Genomic DNA, 16908 nt, shown 5'->3' with positions numbered 1-16908 from the left:
GCAAGCCGGCAGTCAAGGCCTTCCTTTCCGCGTCAGTTCGAGGGCCCAGCAGCAGGAATGATCTCTGCCTCAGCTTTTCTGGGGCATCGAAGACTTTCCTTGGCATCGGGTCCACACAGGCGGTCGCCGGGCTCATCGCCATAAGGGATGATGCCATTGACGATCCCAAGCTCGAGCGCCTGAGCACGAGGAATTTCTTTTCGCTCAATCGAGGTCGCGATCATCATCGCCTCGAAAGACTCGGAATTGACACCCATCTCGTCGAAATAGGCGAAGAATTTCGCAGATTCAGCCGTGGTGGGTCTCACGAGACCGATATCGGAATATCCGACAATTCGCGGCGTTCCGCTCATCAAGACGAGAGCACAGGTCGAAAGGCAGTATGCCCCGCCGGCGGAGACCTCCCCCTCAGTTGGACCGCTTTTGGCCATGCTCGCCTTGCAACGCGGATTTAGCGTCGGGCAGTTCGGCAACCGCGTTCTGCCAACCGAGGTCTCCAGGCCTGCAGCATGGATTATACGTCCCGTCGCGAAAGCCGCATCCATGTCCCCGCCATTGGACTGAAGCACGACCGGCAGCTTTCTTTCGCCAAGCGTCTCCAAGATCGCCTTCAGCCGAACCGGGGTATCCGGCGTGATGTCTCCTTCCGCAGAAATCCACTGCGTGCACTCCTCCTGACAATTGCCATGATGCATCAGCAGAAAGTCCATCGACTGGGTTGTCGGCAGTTTCTCGCTTGTGTCTGCGACTGCAGAATGGCCGTGGCAGACGGCATCAGTGGCGGCATCCGGCACGCAGAGCGGCATGCCCGGCCACTCATTGTAAGACAGCATGTCGGTGTTCAGCCCCATGCGAAGTGCATCTGCGGGCGGTATGATCGTGATACGATGAGGAGCCGTACTCATCATCAAAGCGATCAGATCGCCGCTAACGCCCATCTCCTTCAAATAGGTCGTCAAGGCAGCAGTCGCCTTCTTGCCGAGCTTGGTGGAACTGCTCTGTCCCACCGCCTTGCGTCCAACCTCTTTGCGGGAAATTTCCGTCTTCTTGCCGTTCACGATCTTATATTCGATGCGATAGGAGATACGCACCCTGTTGTAGACGGTCGTGATCTGGTGGACGCCAATGAAGGCCCATTGCGACGAGACGCGCGAGATGCCGCCGGCGAAGGCCAGCGGACATGCGGAAAAGCAGTATGCACCATCCGAATAGGTGACGCCGACCGAGCTGCCATCCTTGGCGATAGCTGCGGCGCAACGCGCATCATCCTCCGGGCAATCCTTCAGTCGCGTGCCCCCTATGGCTGTTTCCAGGCCTGCCTTGCGGATCATCCGGCCCATCGCATAGGCAGCATCGACCTCACCGCCTTCCGACTGGAAGACGACGGGCACTTTCCGGCCCCCGATTTTCTTCAGAACTTTTCTAAGCTGGGCGGGAGTATCGGCGGTTATGCGGCCCTCCGCCGATATCCATTCAGGACAATCTTCTATACAGAGGAGGCTGTGTACGATGATGAAACGCATCGGGGGCTGCCCTGCCGGCTTCTTCTGCCCAGCCGCCTGCGAAGGTGCGGCACCGATCGACAAGTTCAACAAAAGAAAAACAAGTACTGCCAGAGAAAACAGATGCTTAAAAGCCAGAGCAGGTGCAAAGCGCACGATTAAATCGCCTCAGTTATACATGATAATACGCCTATCAATTGCATCGTGCCGCAGCAAGCCAGATTTCGACGCCTCTCGCTGCTCAAGCTCTTCCGGCGTGATTCTCTTCGCTCCCGGAGCAGGCGAGATCCGCAGCTATCCCGCCGCGGAAGAAGTCAAAGATACCACAACGCTATTTGCACAAGCCCAACTCAACCGAGGCGCGCGCAGTCGTGACTATTTCTGCGCGTTTCGTACTAATCGGCTTGAGATAAGGCAATTGGGACTAGCATCCAGCAGTGTTTGTGTATTTGATAGCGTTAACATTGGGGCTGCCGGAGGCGTACAAATGTCTTATATGACCACCTCTGAAAGACAGTCGTTGCTTGCGGCGGAACTTGCTGTTGCAGGAACGCGCGGCCTGTTTGCACAAGGGCTCGGCAGGGTCTCTGCGGCTTTCGGACTGTCCTATGCGACGCTGATGCACGCTCCCTCGCCGGAAGACCTCCTCCTGAAACCGCTACTGATCGAAAGCTCGCTTCCCGCGGCCTATATCAGAGACTTCGATCGCGCCAACATGATGCGCGGTTGCCCTTTCGGCGTACGGCTGAGGGAGTCGGCCGTGCCGCAGGCCTGGCACCTCGACGATACCGTCAATGGACAGGCCTTTCCAGCCGAACTCCGCGCCTTGATGCTGCGCCATGCGATACCTGCGGGTGTTGCCATGCCGACGATTGCACTCGATGGGCAGCGCCTGGTCTTCTGGTTCTGCGGCGAGCGTGCGGCGCTCGGCCAGAGCGAGGTCAACGAGCTGGCGATCATCATCCTGCATGCCCTCGACGCATACAATGCCGTCAGGCGCAACGAGGAAAACGCTCACAATGCGCTGTCGGCGCGTGAACTTGAAGTCGTGCGCTGGACGGCACAGGGCAAGACTTCGATCGAAATCGGCCAGATCCTGGCGCTCTCCGATCACACGGTAAACGCCTACATGACAAACGCGATCAAGAAACTCGATTGCGTCAATCGCACCCAGTTGGTAGCAAAAGCAATTCGATTGAAGCTGATCAGCTGAAAAATCAGAAGAGGGTCAGCACGTCGTCCCGTGATTGGGAGAATCGTGTCTCTTCGTTTCGAACAGCCTGTCGTCGACAAGATAGAACAGTCCCGCGTCCATATGGCATCACCGATGCGGAAATCGTCCAGATGGTTGCGGCCTATCGCCTTTTCGGCTTCTGGCGCATCGACATCGAACCCGGACATTTCTTTGCAAGCGAGGATGTGCACACGATCTTCGATCTTCCCTATAGCGACGGGCCGGTCAATCTGGCCGAACTGATGTCTCGAATTCACGCCGAAGACCGCAGCCTGATCGCCCAGACCTTCGAGGAGGCAAGCCGTCACGGCGTCGGCTTCCATTTCGTCTATCGCGTCGACAACTGGCTCGGCGGTTACAAGTTGGTGCGCAGCATCGGCCGCTTCCGTGACGATGCCAGCGGCGGCGGCATCGTCGGCGTCACCTATGAATTCGTCGAGAGGCTGCGCGTCGTTGGCTTCGAGGATCATACGGGGCGCCGCTGACGCGCAACGCTCTAACGATCGAGCACCGACCGGATCTCAACGAGGTTCGAGCGCACCCTCAGAATATAGAAGCCCATAGTCGCGAGGTGGCTCGGCATGATCCAGCCATCTTCGCGGCCGTTCGAGATGATCGAGGGCTGGATGCGCAGTGCCGCTTGGAACTGCCGCGTAGTGCCGCTCCAAATCGCGCCGAGATTGCGTTCCTGCACCACCTGCGAGAAATCCGCCTGTGCAGCCGTCAGGATGGCGTAATAGGCATAAAGCTGGCCGTAGGCGAACCAGAACCGGTCGTCGGCACGCGTGTCGAACCAGCCGCGATTATGGTGTTCCGAGCGCTCGGCGAGCATGTCGGAAGTGGCGCCGAGATCGTTGGCGATGCGGTCGATGAACTGCATCAGATTGTCGGCGCGGCCGTCGAAAATAACGTTGCAGGCGGACAGATCAGTATTGAACTTGCGCAGGCTGCCGATCGCCGAGCGGTAGTAGGAAGGCGTTGGCGTTTTAGGCCCGAACGGATTGAGCCCGAAATACCAGCTATATTCGTCGAACTGCAGATTGCCGCGCGCGCTCTGCAGATCGTTGTTGATGCCAGACGTGCCGCGCACGCGCCCGAGTGTATCGACAAGCTCCGCCGAGGTACGCCGGACTGCCTGGTTGATGCCACGCTGGAACGAGGCCTTGTTGTCGAGGAAGGGCGTGTGATCCCAGTCGATCCCGAAGAAGCCCATTTTGTAGAGCAGCATGGAAGAAATCCATGCGTTCTGGTTGACGTTGAAATCGGCAAGGTCAGCCGTGACATCGACAATGGCTGAGCGCTGACAGGTCTTGGTGGCCGCGCCGCTCGCGCCCTCGGCGGACGGCAGTTCCTGCCCGGCGGCAATCTTGCGTTCCGAAAAGCGGTATTGGTCGACGAAGGCAGCGTTGAAGTTCGACCAGACCTGCGTCTGCCAGAAGAAATAGCCGTAAAGTACGGCGAAGAGCGCCACGAATGCGATGATCGGCAGCCGGATCAACCAGCTCCGGCGCTGGTACCAGCCATGCGCGGCAAGAAAGGGCCAAAAGGCCCAGGCGGAAAACAGGCGCGCCCAGCGGGCGATCGTCTGGCCGATCCGCCTGAAAAAACCGGCAATCCGGTCAAGCATCGTCGTCTCCTGTCAGGCGAGGCGAACACTACCGCGCCGCGCGTTTTAGACGCGCTAAGGACGCTGTAGCACTTTGAGTCACTGCATAATTCCTTAAATGGCTCCAATCTAAGGAATTATGCAGGAGGACATCGCCGCCCCGCTGCATCCACATATGCGCTCGCCAGCCCGAGCACAACAAGAGCCCTCGATTTTTACGAATGAAAGCAGCGCGAACCGCGCGCGTCACGGCTCAGGAACGCAGGAACGGCAACCTGAAGCGGAAGGATCTGCGCGCCGTATCGATGAGCGGCGCTCCCGACGTTTCCGGTGCCAGCTCGGCGTAAGCCGGAAATTTTCCGGCGACGTCGAGGTCGGCCCGGCTCTTGCGCCGCTCCAGATCCTGGGCGACCAGCATATCCTTCTCGAACAGCCTGATCGGGGCTGCAATATCGGGGAACAGTTCCGGCTTGATCCTGACCTTCATGCCTGGCCGGTCGGTATCGACCTGCGCCTGATAGATGATCAGCCGCTCCTCGACATCGATCATCAGCTTGCGCAGCAAGACGTTGCAGGCACCGATCCGGCCATTCAGCGAATCGACGAAAGCTTGGAACAGGCCGATGAAGCGCTCGCGCCGCTGGCTGTCGTCCCGCATCTCGTGCTCCTCGGCCGAAATTCGTTCGGCCTCTGCCTTCAACGCCCGCCGCTCTGCCTCCATCTGCTCCCAGTGCGCCCTGTTGCCATAGACGCCGATACGGCCCTGCGTCGTCAGTGCTTTGGCGTTGAGCTCCTTCATCTTCAGGCGGGCGATATCGATGGAATCGACCAGCCGGCGCCGTTGCTCGACAATGCCCACGAGTCCGTGTTCGGCTATCTTGTGGCGTTCGATGATCGAGGTGCGCTGGCTCACGATCAGCCTGGCGAGCGCGTCCGATTTCGTCAGGAGGTCGAGCAGCCGCTCGATGACTGGCGCCTCGCGCACGCGTTCGGTATACATGCGCCACATTCTCTGGCGCGACGTCCAGCCGGCCATTTTCTCGCGCAGCGTCAATCCGCGGAAACTATCGAGATCGGCCGAAACCTCCGCCGTCATCCGGTCCAAGGTGAAGACCAGTTCGGCAAGCAACGCATCGAGCGCCGTGCCATCGGCAATATGGGCCTGGAAGCGCGCGTTCTGTTCGAGAAAAACCTCGTCGGCCGACCGCGTTTCGTCGCTGTCAAAGCCGCGGATGCAGGCTTCGCAATAGGCTCCCTCGGCCGCAATCTTTTCGGCAAGGCCGCCTGCGGCTTCGTACAGGCTATCGAATGGTGGGGCTCTGCGCACCTAATCTCTCCAGGGAATCTTCTGCCTCAAGCTAGAGCATAACGCCGAAAAGTGTGAGCAGTTAGGATCGAGGGAGCTTCTAACTAGACGCGCTCGGGACGCCGTTCAGCTTTCAACTCCTCAAGGAACGCCACGGGGTCAGACCTCCGTAGGTTCCCCGCTAGCTTGCCTTCGGCGTATTCCCGTCTGGCGAATTCGAGCTCCAGGGCGCTCTCTTCCTAGACGGTCTCAAACCGGTTCGGCCATCCATGCCCCGTTCACTTCGTCGTCCCAGTGCCTGCGGCAGAGCGAGACATATTTCTCATTGCCACCGACATCGATTTGCGCGCCTTCGTGCAGCACCTTTCCCTGCGCGTCCAGCCGCACCACCATCGTCGCCTTACGCCCGCAATGGCAGATCGTCCGCACCTCGCGCATTTCGTCGGCAATCGCCAAAAGCTCCTGTGAGGCCGGAAACAGCTTGCCCTGAAAATCCGTCCTCAGCCCGTAGACCATGACGGGGATGCCGAGCCGGTCGACGATGCGGGCGAGCTGCCAGACATGGAGAGGCGTCATGAAATGCGCCTCGTCGACGAAGACGCAGGAGATCGGCGCCCCTTCACCGCTCAGGGTCATGACCAGTCGGAACAGATCCTCGTCCGGTTCGAAGGGAATGGCGCTCGCCTCCAGCCCGATCCGCGAGCCGATCACGCCCCGGCCGGCGCGCTCGTCGAAGGCGGCGATCAGCTGCACCGTGCGCATGCCGCGCTCCTGGTAATTATAGGAGGCCTGCAGCAGCATCGTCGATTTGCCGGCATTCATCGTCGAATAGTTGAAATAGAGCTTTGCCATCAGAGTCTCCTTGATCGGTTATTGAAAGCTCGGAGTGGCAAAGAAAAGCCCCGCAAGGGCAATAATCACAGGAATCGCCGTCTGGACTCCGTCGAAAGCCTCGAAAACTGGGTACCTCGGAAAAAACCGCAAACGTCGCAATCGCACCCTCCGATACGACGCAAACGCACTGAGGTCGCTTGTCAAACTGGGTTATTGGTGATTGGCTTGGGGACCTAAAGACTGGGAGTCTAAAATGAAAACAACAAGCACATTCAAACTCGTCACTGCAACTGCCGTCGCCGCCCTCTCCGTTGCGACCGCCGCCTTCGCCGCCGATCCCGACAGCTGCTCCACCGTTCGCTTCTCCGACGTCGGCTGGACTGATATTACCGCCACGACGGCGACCGCCTCCGTCGTCCTGAAAAGCATCGGCTACCAGACCGACATCAAGGTCCTCTCGGTGCCGGTCACCTATACCTCGCTGAAGAACAAGGACATCGACATCTTCCTCGGCAACTGGATGCCGACGCAGGAAAAGGACGTTCGCCCCTACATCGATGACAAGTCGGTCGAATCCTTCGGCCCGAACCTCGTCGGCGCCAAGTACACGCTCGCCACCAACGCCAAGGGTGCCGAGCTCGGTATCAAGGATTTCAAGGATATCGCCGCCCACAAGGAGGATCTCGACGGCAAGATCTACGGCATCGAGCCCGGCAATGACGGCAACCGCCTCGTCATGGATCTGATCGAAAAGAATACCTTCGGAATGAAGGATATGGAAGTCGTCGAATCCTCCGAACAGGGGATGCTCGCCCAGGTCGCTCGGGCCGAGAAAGCAGGCAAGCCCGTCGTCTTCCTCGGCTGGGAACCCCATCCGATGAACACCAACTTCAAGCTGACCTACCTCACAGGCGGCGACGACGTCTTCGGTCCCGACTTCGGCGGTGCCAAGGTCTACACAAATGTCCGCGCCGGTTACCTCGGCGAATGCCCGAATGTCGGCTCCATGCTGAAGAACCTGACGTTCTCCCTCGACATGGAGAACCAGATCATGGGTAAGATCCTCGACGACGGCAAGGAGCCGGAAGCTGCGGCTACCGAATGGCTGAAGGCCAACCCGTCGGCGCTCGAGCCCTGGCTCGCCGGCGTCAAGACCCGCGACGGCAAGGGCGACGCGCTGGCGGCCGCCAAGACCAGCCTGGGCCTTTGATCACATGAACGGGGCGGCTCGCCGCCCCCTTTAATTTTTGTCCGATTGTTAATTTTTTCGGGATAGGCGCGCTCTTGAATTGGATCACCGACTCTAAGATTCCCATCGGCCCATTGGCCAAATCCTTCGTGGACTGGCTGACCTCGAATGGCGAATGGTTCTTCAACCAGCTTGCCTTTCTGCTGTCGCACGTCATCGACGGCCTGCTCTTCGTGTTGCAAAAGCCGCATCCGCTGATCGTCATTGCGGTCATTTCCGCCCTCGCTTTTTGGCTGCGGCGGTCGATCGCGATTACGCTCTTCACCTGTGTTGGGCTGCTGCTCATCATGAATCAAGGATACTGGAAGGAGACTACGGAGACGCTCGCGCTTGTGCTCGCCTCCACCTTCGTCAGCATGGTGATCGGTATTCCACTGGGTATCGCGGCCGCCCGCCGCGCCTGGGTCTATGCAGCCATGCGCCCGGTACTCGATTTGATGCAGACCATTCCGACATTCGTCTATCTGATCCCGGCGCTGATCCTGTTCGGCCTCGGAATGGTTCCGGGCTTGATCGCGACTGTCATCTTCGCGATCCCCGCTCCCATCCGATTGACGCGTCTCGGTATCATCTCGACGCCACCCTCCCTCGTCGAAGCCGCGGTCGCCTTCGGCGCGCGGCCGATGCAGGTGCTGCGCAAGGTCGAGCTTCCCTTCGCCGCGCCGCAGATTATGGCGGGTCTCACCCAGACCATCATGCTGTCGCTGTCGATGGTGGTCATCGCCGCACTCGTCGGCGCCGATGGTCTCGGCGTCCCCGTCGTGCGTGCGCTGAACACTGTCAATGTCGCAAAAGGCTTCGAAGCCGGTCTCTGTATCGTCATCCTGGCGATCATTCTCGACCGCATGTTCCGCACGGCGGGTGAAGGAGACGGCGCATGACCGCGGTAAGCTTCAAGGATGTCAGCATTATCTTCGGCGATCGGCCGGAAGCCGCCCTTGCCATGGCCGACCAGGGCAAAACGCGCGACGAGATCGGCGCCGCGACCGGCCTGGTGCTGGGCGTCGCCAATGCCTCGCTGACGATCGAGGAAGGCGAAATCCTCGTGCTGATGGGCCTTTCCGGTTCGGGCAAGTCGACTTTGCTGCGCGCCGTCAACGGGCTCGCTCCCGTGGTGCGCGGCGACGTCGCGGTATCCACGACCACCGGCCTCGTCAACCCTTACAAATGCAATGCCAAAGCGCTGCGCGAACTGCGCACCCACACCGTCTCCATGGTGTTCCAGCAGTTCGCCCTCCTGCCCTGGCGCACCGTCGCCGAAAATGTCGGCTTCGGTCTCGAACTCGCCGGCATGCCGGAGGCCGAACGCAAGGCCCGCGTCGGCGAGCAGCTCGAACTCGTCAACCTGACGAAATGGGCAAACCGTAAGGTCAACGAGCTGTCAGGCGGCATGCAGCAGCGTGTCGGCCTTGCCCGAGCCTTTGCCACCGGCGCTCCGATCCTGCTCATGGATGAGCCCTTCTCTGCGCTCGACCCGCTGATCCGCACCCGCCTCCAGGACGAACTCCTGGAGTTCCAGCGGCGGCTGAAGAAGACCATTCTCTTCGTCAGCCACGATCTCGACGAGGCCTTCCGCATCGGCAACCGCATCGCCATCATGGAGGGCGGTCGGATCATTCAGTGCGGAACGCCGCACGACATCGTCAAGAACCCCGCGGACCAGTATGTCGCCGACTTCGTGCAGAACCTCAACCCGATCAACATGCTGACGGCCGCCGACGTTATGCAGCCCGGCCTCGGCCAGACCGCTGCCGGTATGAGCGTCAGCGCCACGGCCCGCGCCGCGACCCCGCTCGTCGATGTCCTCGACGTACTCGCCCGTCAGCCGGGCAGCATCGGCATCGTGGAAAACGGCACCGTCATCGGCACCATCACCGCCCAGGATATCGTCGCCGGCCTCACGCGCCATCGCCGCAAGGAGGACGCTTGATGTTTTCGATCCGCTTTGCCACAAAGCGGACATGAAAGATCAGCCCTCGCCCTTACGCGAAACCGACGACGAGGCCCGTAGGCTCGGCCGCGTGCTGCTGCGCTCCGCACGGTACGCGGCAATTGCCGTTCTCGATCCCGACACTGGTTTTCCCTTTGCCAGCCGTGTCCTTCTCGCTACCGATGTCGACGGCGCGCCCGTTATTCTCGTTTCGAAGCTTTCAGCTCACACGAAAGCGCTAGTACGAGACCCGCGCGCCTCGTTGCTGACCGGTGAGCCGGGCAAAGGCGATCCGCTTGCCCATAGCCGGCTGACGACCCAATGCACGGCGGAGCCGATTGAGCATGGTCATCGGTTCCACGAGCGCATTCGCACGCGTTTTCTCGATCGCCATCCCAAGGCAAATCTCTATATCGATTTCCCCGATTTTCTCTTCTTCCGTCTCAAACCGGAGCAGGCGAGCCTCAACGCCGGCTTCGGCCGCGCCTACCATCTCGACGGCGGGGATCTCATCATCCAATCGCCGGCAATCGAAGAGATTGCCGCCAAAGCGGCCGAAACAGTGCGAGATTTAGTAGAGCGCCATCCCGATGTGGCGGAAACCCTTGCAGCGCGCTTAAAGGCCCCGAAATCGGCTTCTTGGCGCATCTGCGGCATCGATCCGGCGGGCTTTGAAATCATTTCCGGCGACTTTTTGCTGCGATACGAATTCGAAACGCCCGCTGTGGATTCCGATCACATTTGTTCAAACATATCTAAAATAGCATACTCGATACCTTAATTTTAGGTATATACAATCTTCGAGCCCAGTTGCTAATTTTGCCGCGGGCTCCGGCAGACAGCCCTTACCAGATAGATGATGTACGTTTCGCATTAGGAAGATAAGAATATGGAAACCCCTGATTTGGCTGACCACACGAATGTGGCGGCAGCACTATTGTCAGCCATGGCCAACCCCAAAAGATTGCTGATCCTGTGCAGCCTGGTGAAGGGCGAAGTCGCCGTCGGCGTACTTGCCACACAAGTCGGCCTCAGCCAGTCGGCGCTTTCACAGCACCTTTCGAAACTGCGCGCGCAGAAGCTTGTCAAGACCCGCCGCGACGCCCAGACCATCTACTATTCGAGCACATCCGAGCCTGTCATGAAGATCTTGGCGACGCTCGAAGACATCTACCTCATTCCGAGCCGAAATAGATCCGCAGCCTGATGATAGCGCTGACATAACAGTCCGCCGGTGCCGCGCCGCATGGGAATACCCCTGGGAGCATCGGCAACGTATTTCAGCACCTAAACCTTAAAGACACGACCGGCAAATCACGCGATCTGCCGGTCGTTTTTTCGGATTCTGTGTGACCTTCGTCTGATGCCTGACATCAGCCCAACCCGCGACTTCTTGCCGGCGACGCAACATCGGATGCTGAACGGAATGGGAGCGTTGGGACTTTTCTCGTTGACGCGTTGGGAAGCGCTGATAATTTGACCGGGCAGTAAAAATTCGGACGACAAACCCCTCGGGAACGGGCCGCCAACGGCCAGGAGAACAGCATGTCCAACCGCCTCAATGCACCGAATGATCTTCGTGCCTTCTGGATGCCCTTTACGTCCAATCGCCAGTTCAAGAAGGAGCCGCGGTTATTCGTGGGCGCCAAGGACATGTATTATACCACCCATGACGGTCGTCAGGTGTTGGACGGCACGGCTGGCCTCTGGTGCGTCAACGCCGGCCACTGCCGCCCGAAGATCACCGAAGCGATCCGCCAGCAGGCGGGCGAACTCGATTACGCGCCGGCTTTCCAGCTCGGCCATCCCAAGGCGTTCGAACTGGCGAACCGCCTGGTCGATATCGCTCCGGAAGGCATGAACCACGTCCTCTACACCAATTCCGGTTCCGAATCCGTCGAGACTGCCCTCAAAGTCGCGCTTGCCTATCACCGCGTGAAGGGTAACGGTTCGCGTTTCCGCCTGATCGGCCGCGAGCGCGGCTATCACGGCGTCAATTTCGGCGGCATCTCCGTCGGCGGCATCGTCGCCAACCGAAAGATGTTCGGCACGCTCCTGACCGGTGTCGATCACATGCCGCACACCCACCAGCCCGGCAAGAACAACTTCACCCGCGGCGAACCTGAGCATGGCGGCGACATCGCCACTGAACTCGAGCGCATCGTCACGCTGCATGATGCCTCCACCATCGCGGCCGTCATCGTCGAGCCGGTGGCCGGCTCCACGGGCGTCCTGATTCCGCCGAAGGGCTACCTGCAGAAGCTGCGCGAAATCTGCACCAAACACGGCATCCTTCTGATCTTCGACGAAGTCATCACCGGCTTCGGCCGTCTCGGCGCCCCCTTCGCCGCGCAATATTACGACGTCAAGCCCGACATGATCACCACCGCCAAGGGGCTGACCAACGGCGTCATTCCGATGGGCGCCGTCTTCGTCACCTCCGAGATCCATGACGCCTTCATGAACGGCCCGGAGCACATGATTGAGTTCTTCCACGGCTATACCTATTCCGGGAACCCGATCGCTTCCGCCGCAGCCCTCGCCACGCTCGACACCTACAAGGAAGAAGGTCTGCTCACCCGCGCCGCTGAGCTTTCCGATTATTGGGCCGATGCGCTGCATTCGCTCAGGGACTGCACCAACGTCATCGACATCAGGAACACCGGTCTGATCGGCGCAATCGAACTTGACCCGATCGCCGGCGAGCCGACGAAGCGCGCCTTCACCGCCTTCCTGAAGGCCTATGAGAGCGGGCTTCTGATCCGCACCACCGGTGACATCATCGCGCTCTCACCACCGCTGATCATCGAGAAGCAGCATATCGACGAGCTCTTCGGCAAGCTGAGGACCATCCTTCAGAACAACATCTGAAGAGGCTCTCGAAGCTCGGTGCCAGAGACCCGCGATGGACAATGTTCTCGCGGGTCTTTTCGTCTGAAAATTCAGACCTCAGCTCACAGAGGCGACGGAAAGACAGAGGGCGAACTTTTTCAGGAGCTGGCGATCGAAATGCCCCTCGGCACCGAACATCCATTTCAGTGCCTGGCTGGCACTCCACGGCGCCTTGTATGGCCGCACAGAGGTAATGGCGTCATAAACATCGCAGATCGTGGCCATCCGCGCGTGGAGGCTCACCTCGCTGGCGGGCAAGCTGCGCGGATAGCCCTTGCCGTCGATGCGTTCGTGATGATTGAGGCAAACGTCGAGAACGATGTCCGAGATGCCCTCCTGCCGCGACAGGATCGCGTGCCCCTTCTCCGGATGGCCCCGAAGCAAGCCGATCTCATCCTTTTCCAGAGGCCCTGCCTTGTTCAGCACCTCAATTGGAACTTCAAGCTTACCGACATCGTGCAGCAAACCCGCAGTGCCGAGCATCTGAATCGTATGCTCGTCGAGTGCGAGATGGCGGCCGAAAAGGATCATCAGCGCGCTCACCGAAATGGAATGCAGGAAGGTTACCTCGTCCTTTGATTTCAGGCGTGTGACGCTCAGGAACACCGCAGGGCTCTCATCCATCGACTTGGAGACGGACGAGATCACCGGCGCCACATGATCTATGCTGACTCCATCGCCGTTCCGCAGCTTTGCGAAAGCCTGTTCCAACAACGGCATGGATCTCTGGACGGTGTCGCGCGCGGCCTGAATGTCGATCTCGACGTCACGGCCCGGCAGGCCGTTGGTATCGAGCCCCTTGCTGGTATTGATGACGACGCCGGCAGTGCCGCATTTACGAATTTTTGCAGCATCAACTTCGCGTCGCAGGGAAAATCTGCGCTTGGACAAAAACGGATCCTGCCACAGGCCCTCGACAACCTCCACAAACATTCCGATACATACCTGACCGGCGTCGATACGCTTGAGCATCAGATTTCTGTTTCCCGATAGGTCTATGTTCTCTTTTTCAATGCGGCGGTATTCGGGGTCTCCTGGATACTACTGCCCTTGGCCAAACTAACGGTTAATAGGAAAGCTAAAGACAACCTTATGGAGGTGATTTTGTCCGGAGGCAGGTCGTGACCATTCGCCGCCTCGCCTCTGAAAATTATGGAAAATCGAAGGAAATGATCGGTTTCGACTGAATTCTCGGCCGGATCGGCCGAATTTTCCTTCCATTTTGTTATGAACTTGCGCAATCTCATCAAAATTTCTAGAAATCTCGCCATGAGCCCTCACCGAGTCAAACATGGCCGGCGGGTTCGCCGATCGCACCGTTACCGATCGTCCTTGGCACAGCCTCCGGTGGCTGTTGAATGATCGGGAAAGCCGGCGCGGCACATCATCGCGGGTCGACGACCCCATCCAAGGAGACAGACAATGACCCTCAAGACATTGACGGCGACCCTCGTCGCGTCACTCGCCTTTGCGCCGCTTGCGCATGCCGATATCACCATCGGTCTGATCGCGCCATTGACCGGTCCTGTCGCCGCCTATGGCGATCAGGTGAAGAACGGCGCTCAGACTGCTGTCGATGAAATCAACAAGAAGGGCGGCATTCTCGGTGAGAAAGTCGTGTTGGAGCTGGCCGATGATGCCGGCGAACCGAAGCAGGGCGTTTCCGCGGCCAACAAGGTCGTCGGCGACGGCATCCGCTTCGTCGTCGGCCCGGTGACATCGGGCGTAGCGATCCCCGTGTCGGACGTTTTGGCTGAAAACGGCGTGCTGATGGTCACCCCGACCGCGACAGCTCCCGACCTCACAAAGCGCGGCCTCGCCAACGTGCTGCGCACCTGCGGCCGCGACGATCAGCAGGCCGAAGTCGCCGCCAAATACGTGCTGAAGAATTTCAAGGACAAACGCATTGCCATCGTCAACGACAAGGGCGCCTACGGCAAGGGTCTTGCCGACGCCTTCAAGGCGACGCTGAATGCCGGCGGCGTCACCGAAGTCGTCAATGACGCAATCACACCAGGCGACAAGGATTTCAGCGCCCTCACCACCCGCATCAAGGCCGAAAAGGTCGACATCGTCTATTTTGGCGGCTACCACCCGGAAGGCGGCCTGCTCGCCCGCCAGCTGCACGATCTCTCCGCCAACGCGATGATCATCGGCGGCGACGGCCTCTCCAATACGGAATTCTGGGCGATCGGAACCGATGCGGCGGGAGGCACGCTGTTCACCAACGCTTCCGACGCCACCAAGAGCCCGGACTCCAAGAGTGCTGCCGATGCGCTCACCGCCAAGAACATTCCGGCCGAGGCCTTCACGCTCAACGCCTATGCCGCCGTCGAAGTTCTGAAAGCCGGTATCGAGAAAGCCGGCAGCGCCGAGGATGCGGAAGCCGTCGCGGCTGCACTGAAGGGCGGCATGGAGGTTCCGACCGCCATCGGGAAGCTCACCTACGGCGAGACCGGCGACCTGACCTCGCAGAGCTTCTCGCTCTATAAGTGGGAAGGCGGGAAGATCGTCGCTGCGGAATAATCCCAGATTTGCAGATTGCGACCGGGCGCTATAAGCGCCCGGTTTCGTTTGTGGCATCGCATGTCGCGGCAGATCGGTTATAAGTTCCGGAATCGGTTTGCAATGTGAGCGGTGCCATGACCAACAGACTCGAACGTCTCATCGACCAGGGTGTGGGCCGTATCCCCGCCGACATCGTGCTGAAGGGCGGCAGCTTCTTCGATCTCGTCACCGGCGAAATCGTCCGCTCCGACATCGCCATCGGCGCTGACCGCATTGTTGGCACTGCGGGCGATTATGCGGGCGAGACCGAGATCGACATCTCGGGCAGAATAGTCGTTCCGGGCTTCATCGACACGCATCTGCACATCGAATCCTCGCTGGTGACGCCGCATGAATTCGACCGCTGCGTCCTGCCCTATGGCGTCACGACCGCTATCTGCGATCCGCACGAGATCGCTAATGTGCTCGGCGCCGAGGGCATCGAATTCTTCCTTAAATCCGCGCTGGAGACGATCATGGACATCCGCGTCCAGCTCTCCTCCTGCGTGCCGGCCACGCATCTTGAAACTGCGGGCGCCGACCTGCCGATCGAAAGCCTGCTGCCCTTCCGCGAACATCCGAAAGTCATCGGCCTTGCCGAATTCATGAATTTCCCCGGCGTGATCCACAAGGATCCCGTCTGCATGGCTAAGCTCGACGCCTTCCAGGGCGGCCATATCGATGGCCACGCGCCGCTTCTCTCCGGCAACGACCTCAACGGCTATCTCGCGGCCGGCATCCGCACCGAGCATGAGTGCACGAGCGCCGCCGAGGCGCTGGAAAAGATTCGCAAGGGCATGCACATCCTGGTGCGCGAGGGCTCTGTCTCCAAAGACCTCGCCGCGCTGATCCCCATCATCACCGAGCGGCTTTCACCCTACCTCGCGCTCTGCACCGACGACCGCAATCCGCTCGATATCGCCGAACAGGGCCATCTCGATCATATGATCCGCACGGCGATCGCGAGCGGCGTCGAGCCGCTCGCCATCTACCGCGCCGCCTCGATCTCTGCCGCACAAGCCTTCGGCCTTAGAGACCGCGGCCTGGTGGCCCCGGGCTGGCGCGCCGATCTCGTGGTTCTCGACAGCCTGCAAAGCTGCCGTGCAGAGATGGTTTTTTCCGCCGGCCGCCGCGTCACCGACGAGCTTTTTGCCACGCGCAAACCGGTCGCCCCGATCGGCCTCGACAGCGTCAAGGCCCGGCGGGTCAATGCCGCCCATTTTGGCGTACCGGTCACCGAGGGCGAAACGTCGGTCATCGGCGTCATGCCGGGCAAGATCATCACCGAGCATCGCCGCTACCGCCTGCCGGCCAAGGGCAACGAGGCGACGGTCGATCTAACCAACGACATCATCAAGGTCGCCGTCATCGAGCGCCACGGCAAGAACGGAAATCATGCCAATGGCTTCGTCCAGGGCTTCGGCCTGAAGAAGGGTGCGATCGCCTCCACCGTCGGCCATGACAGCCACAATATCTGCGTCGTCGGGGTCGAAGAGGACGACATGGCGCTCGCCGCAAATCGCCTCGGAGAGATCAAGGGCGGCTTCGTCGTTGTTGAGGATGGCAAGATCACCGGCGAAATCGCGCTACCCGTCGCCGGCCTGATGAGCATCGAGCCTTACGAGACAGTGCGCGACACACTGCACCATCTGCGCCAGGCCGCCTTGGCACTCGGCGCCACGCTGGAAGAGCCCTTCCTCCAACTGGCCTTCCTGCCGCTGCCCGTCATCCCGCATCTGAAGATTTCCGACCGTGGCATGGTCGACGTGGACAAGTTCGCGCTGATCGGGTGAGTAGCGCCGGGTTGG

The 16908-nt window shown here is 59.9% G+C and carries 14 protein-coding genes and 1 pseudogene; 10 read left to right on the top strand and 5 right to left on the bottom strand.

Annotation, left to right across the window (positions count from 1 at the left end):
• Nucleotides 1-32: 32 nt before the first annotated feature.
• A complete protein-coding gene (locus tag FHT70_RS21385) occupies nucleotides 33-1658 on the bottom strand; it encodes a hypothetical protein (protein WP_183704685.1) in 1626 nt (541 codons plus the stop codon).
• Between the two features lie 331 nt (nucleotides 1659-1989).
• On the opposite strand from FHT70_RS21385, the gene FHT70_RS21380 reads away from it, so the two are divergent.
• Nucleotides 1990-2715 carry a LuxR family transcriptional regulator gene (locus FHT70_RS21380; RefSeq protein WP_085778952.1) on the top strand — a complete coding sequence of 242 codons (726 nt, stop codon included), beginning with the start codon at nucleotides 1990-1992 and terminating at the stop codon, nucleotides 2713-2715.
• Nucleotides 2716-2760: 45 nt separating this feature from the next.
• Nucleotides 2761-3221 (top strand): annotated as a pseudogene (locus FHT70_RS21375) (PAS domain-containing protein).
• A gap of 11 nt (nucleotides 3222-3232) precedes the next feature.
• Here the strand turns inward: FHT70_RS21375 and FHT70_RS21370 are convergent.
• The 3 genes from FHT70_RS21370 to FHT70_RS21360 all read right to left on the bottom strand — a co-directional run bounded on the left by FHT70_RS21370 (nucleotide 3233) and on the right by FHT70_RS21360 (nucleotide 6500).
• Entirely contained in the window at nucleotides 3233-4363 is a 1131-nt protein-coding gene (locus FHT70_RS21370; RefSeq protein ID WP_183704683.1) for a DUF2333 family protein, read from the bottom strand.
• A 232-nt stretch (nucleotides 4364-4595) separates the two neighbouring features.
• Nucleotides 4596-5669, bottom strand: coding sequence for a hypothetical protein (locus tag FHT70_RS21365; RefSeq protein ID WP_183704681.1), 1074 nt, complete (start codon nucleotides 5667-5669; stop codon nucleotides 4596-4598).
• Nucleotides 5670-5897: 228 nt separating this feature from the next.
• Nucleotides 5898-6500: a thymidine kinase gene (locus FHT70_RS21360; protein ID WP_183704679.1), complete on the bottom strand. Its 603-nt coding sequence runs from the start codon at nucleotides 6498-6500 to the stop codon at nucleotides 5898-5900.
• Between the two features lie 235 nt (nucleotides 6501-6735).
• On the opposite strand from FHT70_RS21360, the gene FHT70_RS21355 reads away from it, so the two are divergent.
• The 6 genes from FHT70_RS21355 to FHT70_RS21330 all read left to right on the top strand — a co-directional run bounded on the left by FHT70_RS21355 (nucleotide 6736) and on the right by FHT70_RS21330 (nucleotide 12532).
• A complete protein-coding gene (locus FHT70_RS21355; RefSeq protein ID WP_183704678.1) occupies nucleotides 6736-7692 on the top strand; it encodes a choline ABC transporter substrate-binding protein in 957 nt (318 codons plus the stop codon).
• Between the two features lie 74 nt (nucleotides 7693-7766).
• On the top strand, nucleotides 7767-8612 hold the full coding sequence (gene choW / locus FHT70_RS21350) for a choline ABC transporter permease subunit (RefSeq protein ID WP_097596985.1): 846 nt from the start codon (nucleotides 7767-7769) through the stop codon (nucleotides 8610-8612).
• On the top strand, nucleotides 8609-9661 hold the full coding sequence (gene choV / locus FHT70_RS21345; protein WP_064804161.1) for a choline ABC transporter ATP-binding protein: 1053 nt from the start codon (nucleotides 8609-8611) through the stop codon (nucleotides 9659-9661). The genes choW and choV overlap by 4 nt, the downstream gene beginning before the upstream one ends.
• Nucleotides 9662-9692: 31 nt before the next feature.
• On the top strand, nucleotides 9693-10442 hold the full coding sequence (locus FHT70_RS21340) for a pyridoxamine 5'-phosphate oxidase family protein (RefSeq protein ID WP_183704676.1): 750 nt from the start codon (nucleotides 9693-9695) through the stop codon (nucleotides 10440-10442).
• Nucleotides 10443-10550: 108 nt separating this feature from the next.
• A complete protein-coding gene (locus FHT70_RS21335) occupies nucleotides 10551-10868 on the top strand; it encodes a metalloregulator ArsR/SmtB family transcription factor (RefSeq protein WP_183704674.1) in 318 nt (105 codons plus the stop codon).
• A gap of 338 nt (nucleotides 10869-11206) precedes the next feature.
• On the top strand, nucleotides 11207-12532 hold the full coding sequence (locus FHT70_RS21330; protein WP_183704672.1) for an aspartate aminotransferase family protein: 1326 nt from the start codon (nucleotides 11207-11209) through the stop codon (nucleotides 12530-12532).
• A 78-nt stretch (nucleotides 12533-12610) separates the two neighbouring features.
• Here FHT70_RS21330 and FHT70_RS21325 read toward each other — a convergent pair whose 3' ends face one another.
• Complete coding sequence (locus FHT70_RS21325) at nucleotides 12611-13525, bottom strand: HD-GYP domain-containing protein (RefSeq protein ID WP_183704670.1); 915 nt, start codon at nucleotides 13523-13525, stop codon at nucleotides 12611-12613.
• Between the two features lie 450 nt (nucleotides 13526-13975).
• On the opposite strand from FHT70_RS21325, the gene FHT70_RS21320 reads away from it, so the two are divergent.
• Together FHT70_RS21320 and ade are read left to right on the top strand one after the other, a co-directional pair.
• On the top strand, nucleotides 13976-15079 hold the full coding sequence (locus FHT70_RS21320) for a branched-chain amino acid ABC transporter substrate-binding protein (RefSeq protein ID WP_183704668.1): 1104 nt from the start codon (nucleotides 13976-13978) through the stop codon (nucleotides 15077-15079).
• A gap of 116 nt (nucleotides 15080-15195) precedes the next feature.
• Entirely contained in the window at nucleotides 15196-16893 is a 1698-nt protein-coding gene (ade, locus tag FHT70_RS21315) for an adenine deaminase (RefSeq protein ID WP_183704666.1), read from the top strand.
• The last annotated feature ends 15 nt before the right edge of the window (nucleotides 16894-16908 follow it).

This window comes from Rhizobium sp. BK049, assembly GCF_014193135.1.
GTDB lineage: Bacteria > Pseudomonadota > Alphaproteobacteria > Rhizobiales > Rhizobiaceae > Rhizobium.
This window is presented reverse-complemented; position numbering and strand designations above follow the sequence as displayed.

Coding starts and splice junctions, on each gene's coding strand:
- ade (WP_183704666.1), top strand. CDS start 15,196: ATGACCAACAGACTCGAACGTCTCATCGACCAGGGTGTGGGCCGTATC.
- FHT70_RS21320 (WP_183704668.1), top strand. CDS start 13,976: ATGACCCTCAAGACATTGACGGCGACCCTCGTCGCGTCACTCGCCTTT.
- FHT70_RS21370 (WP_183704683.1), bottom strand. CDS start 4,363: ATGCTTGACCGGATTGCCGGTTTTTTCAGGCGGATCGGCCAGACGATC.
- choV (WP_064804161.1), top strand. CDS start 8,609: ATGACCGCGGTAAGCTTCAAGGATGTCAGCATTATCTTCGGCGATCGG.
- FHT70_RS21335 (WP_183704674.1), top strand. CDS start 10,551: ATGGAAACCCCTGATTTGGCTGACCACACGAATGTGGCGGCAGCACTA.
- FHT70_RS21340 (WP_183704676.1), top strand. CDS start 9,693: ATGAAAGATCAGCCCTCGCCCTTACGCGAAACCGACGACGAGGCCCGT.
- FHT70_RS21360 (WP_183704679.1), bottom strand. CDS start 6,500: ATGGCAAAGCTCTATTTCAACTATTCGACGATGAATGCCGGCAAATCG.
- FHT70_RS21325 (WP_183704670.1), bottom strand. CDS start 13,525: ATGCTCAAGCGTATCGACGCCGGTCAGGTATGTATCGGAATGTTTGTG.
- FHT70_RS21380 (WP_085778952.1), top strand. CDS start 1,990: ATGTCTTATATGACCACCTCTGAAAGACAGTCGTTGCTTGCGGCGGAA.
- FHT70_RS21330 (WP_183704672.1), top strand. CDS start 11,207: ATGTCCAACCGCCTCAATGCACCGAATGATCTTCGTGCCTTCTGGATG.
- FHT70_RS21355 (WP_183704678.1), top strand. CDS start 6,736: ATGAAAACAACAAGCACATTCAAACTCGTCACTGCAACTGCCGTCGCC.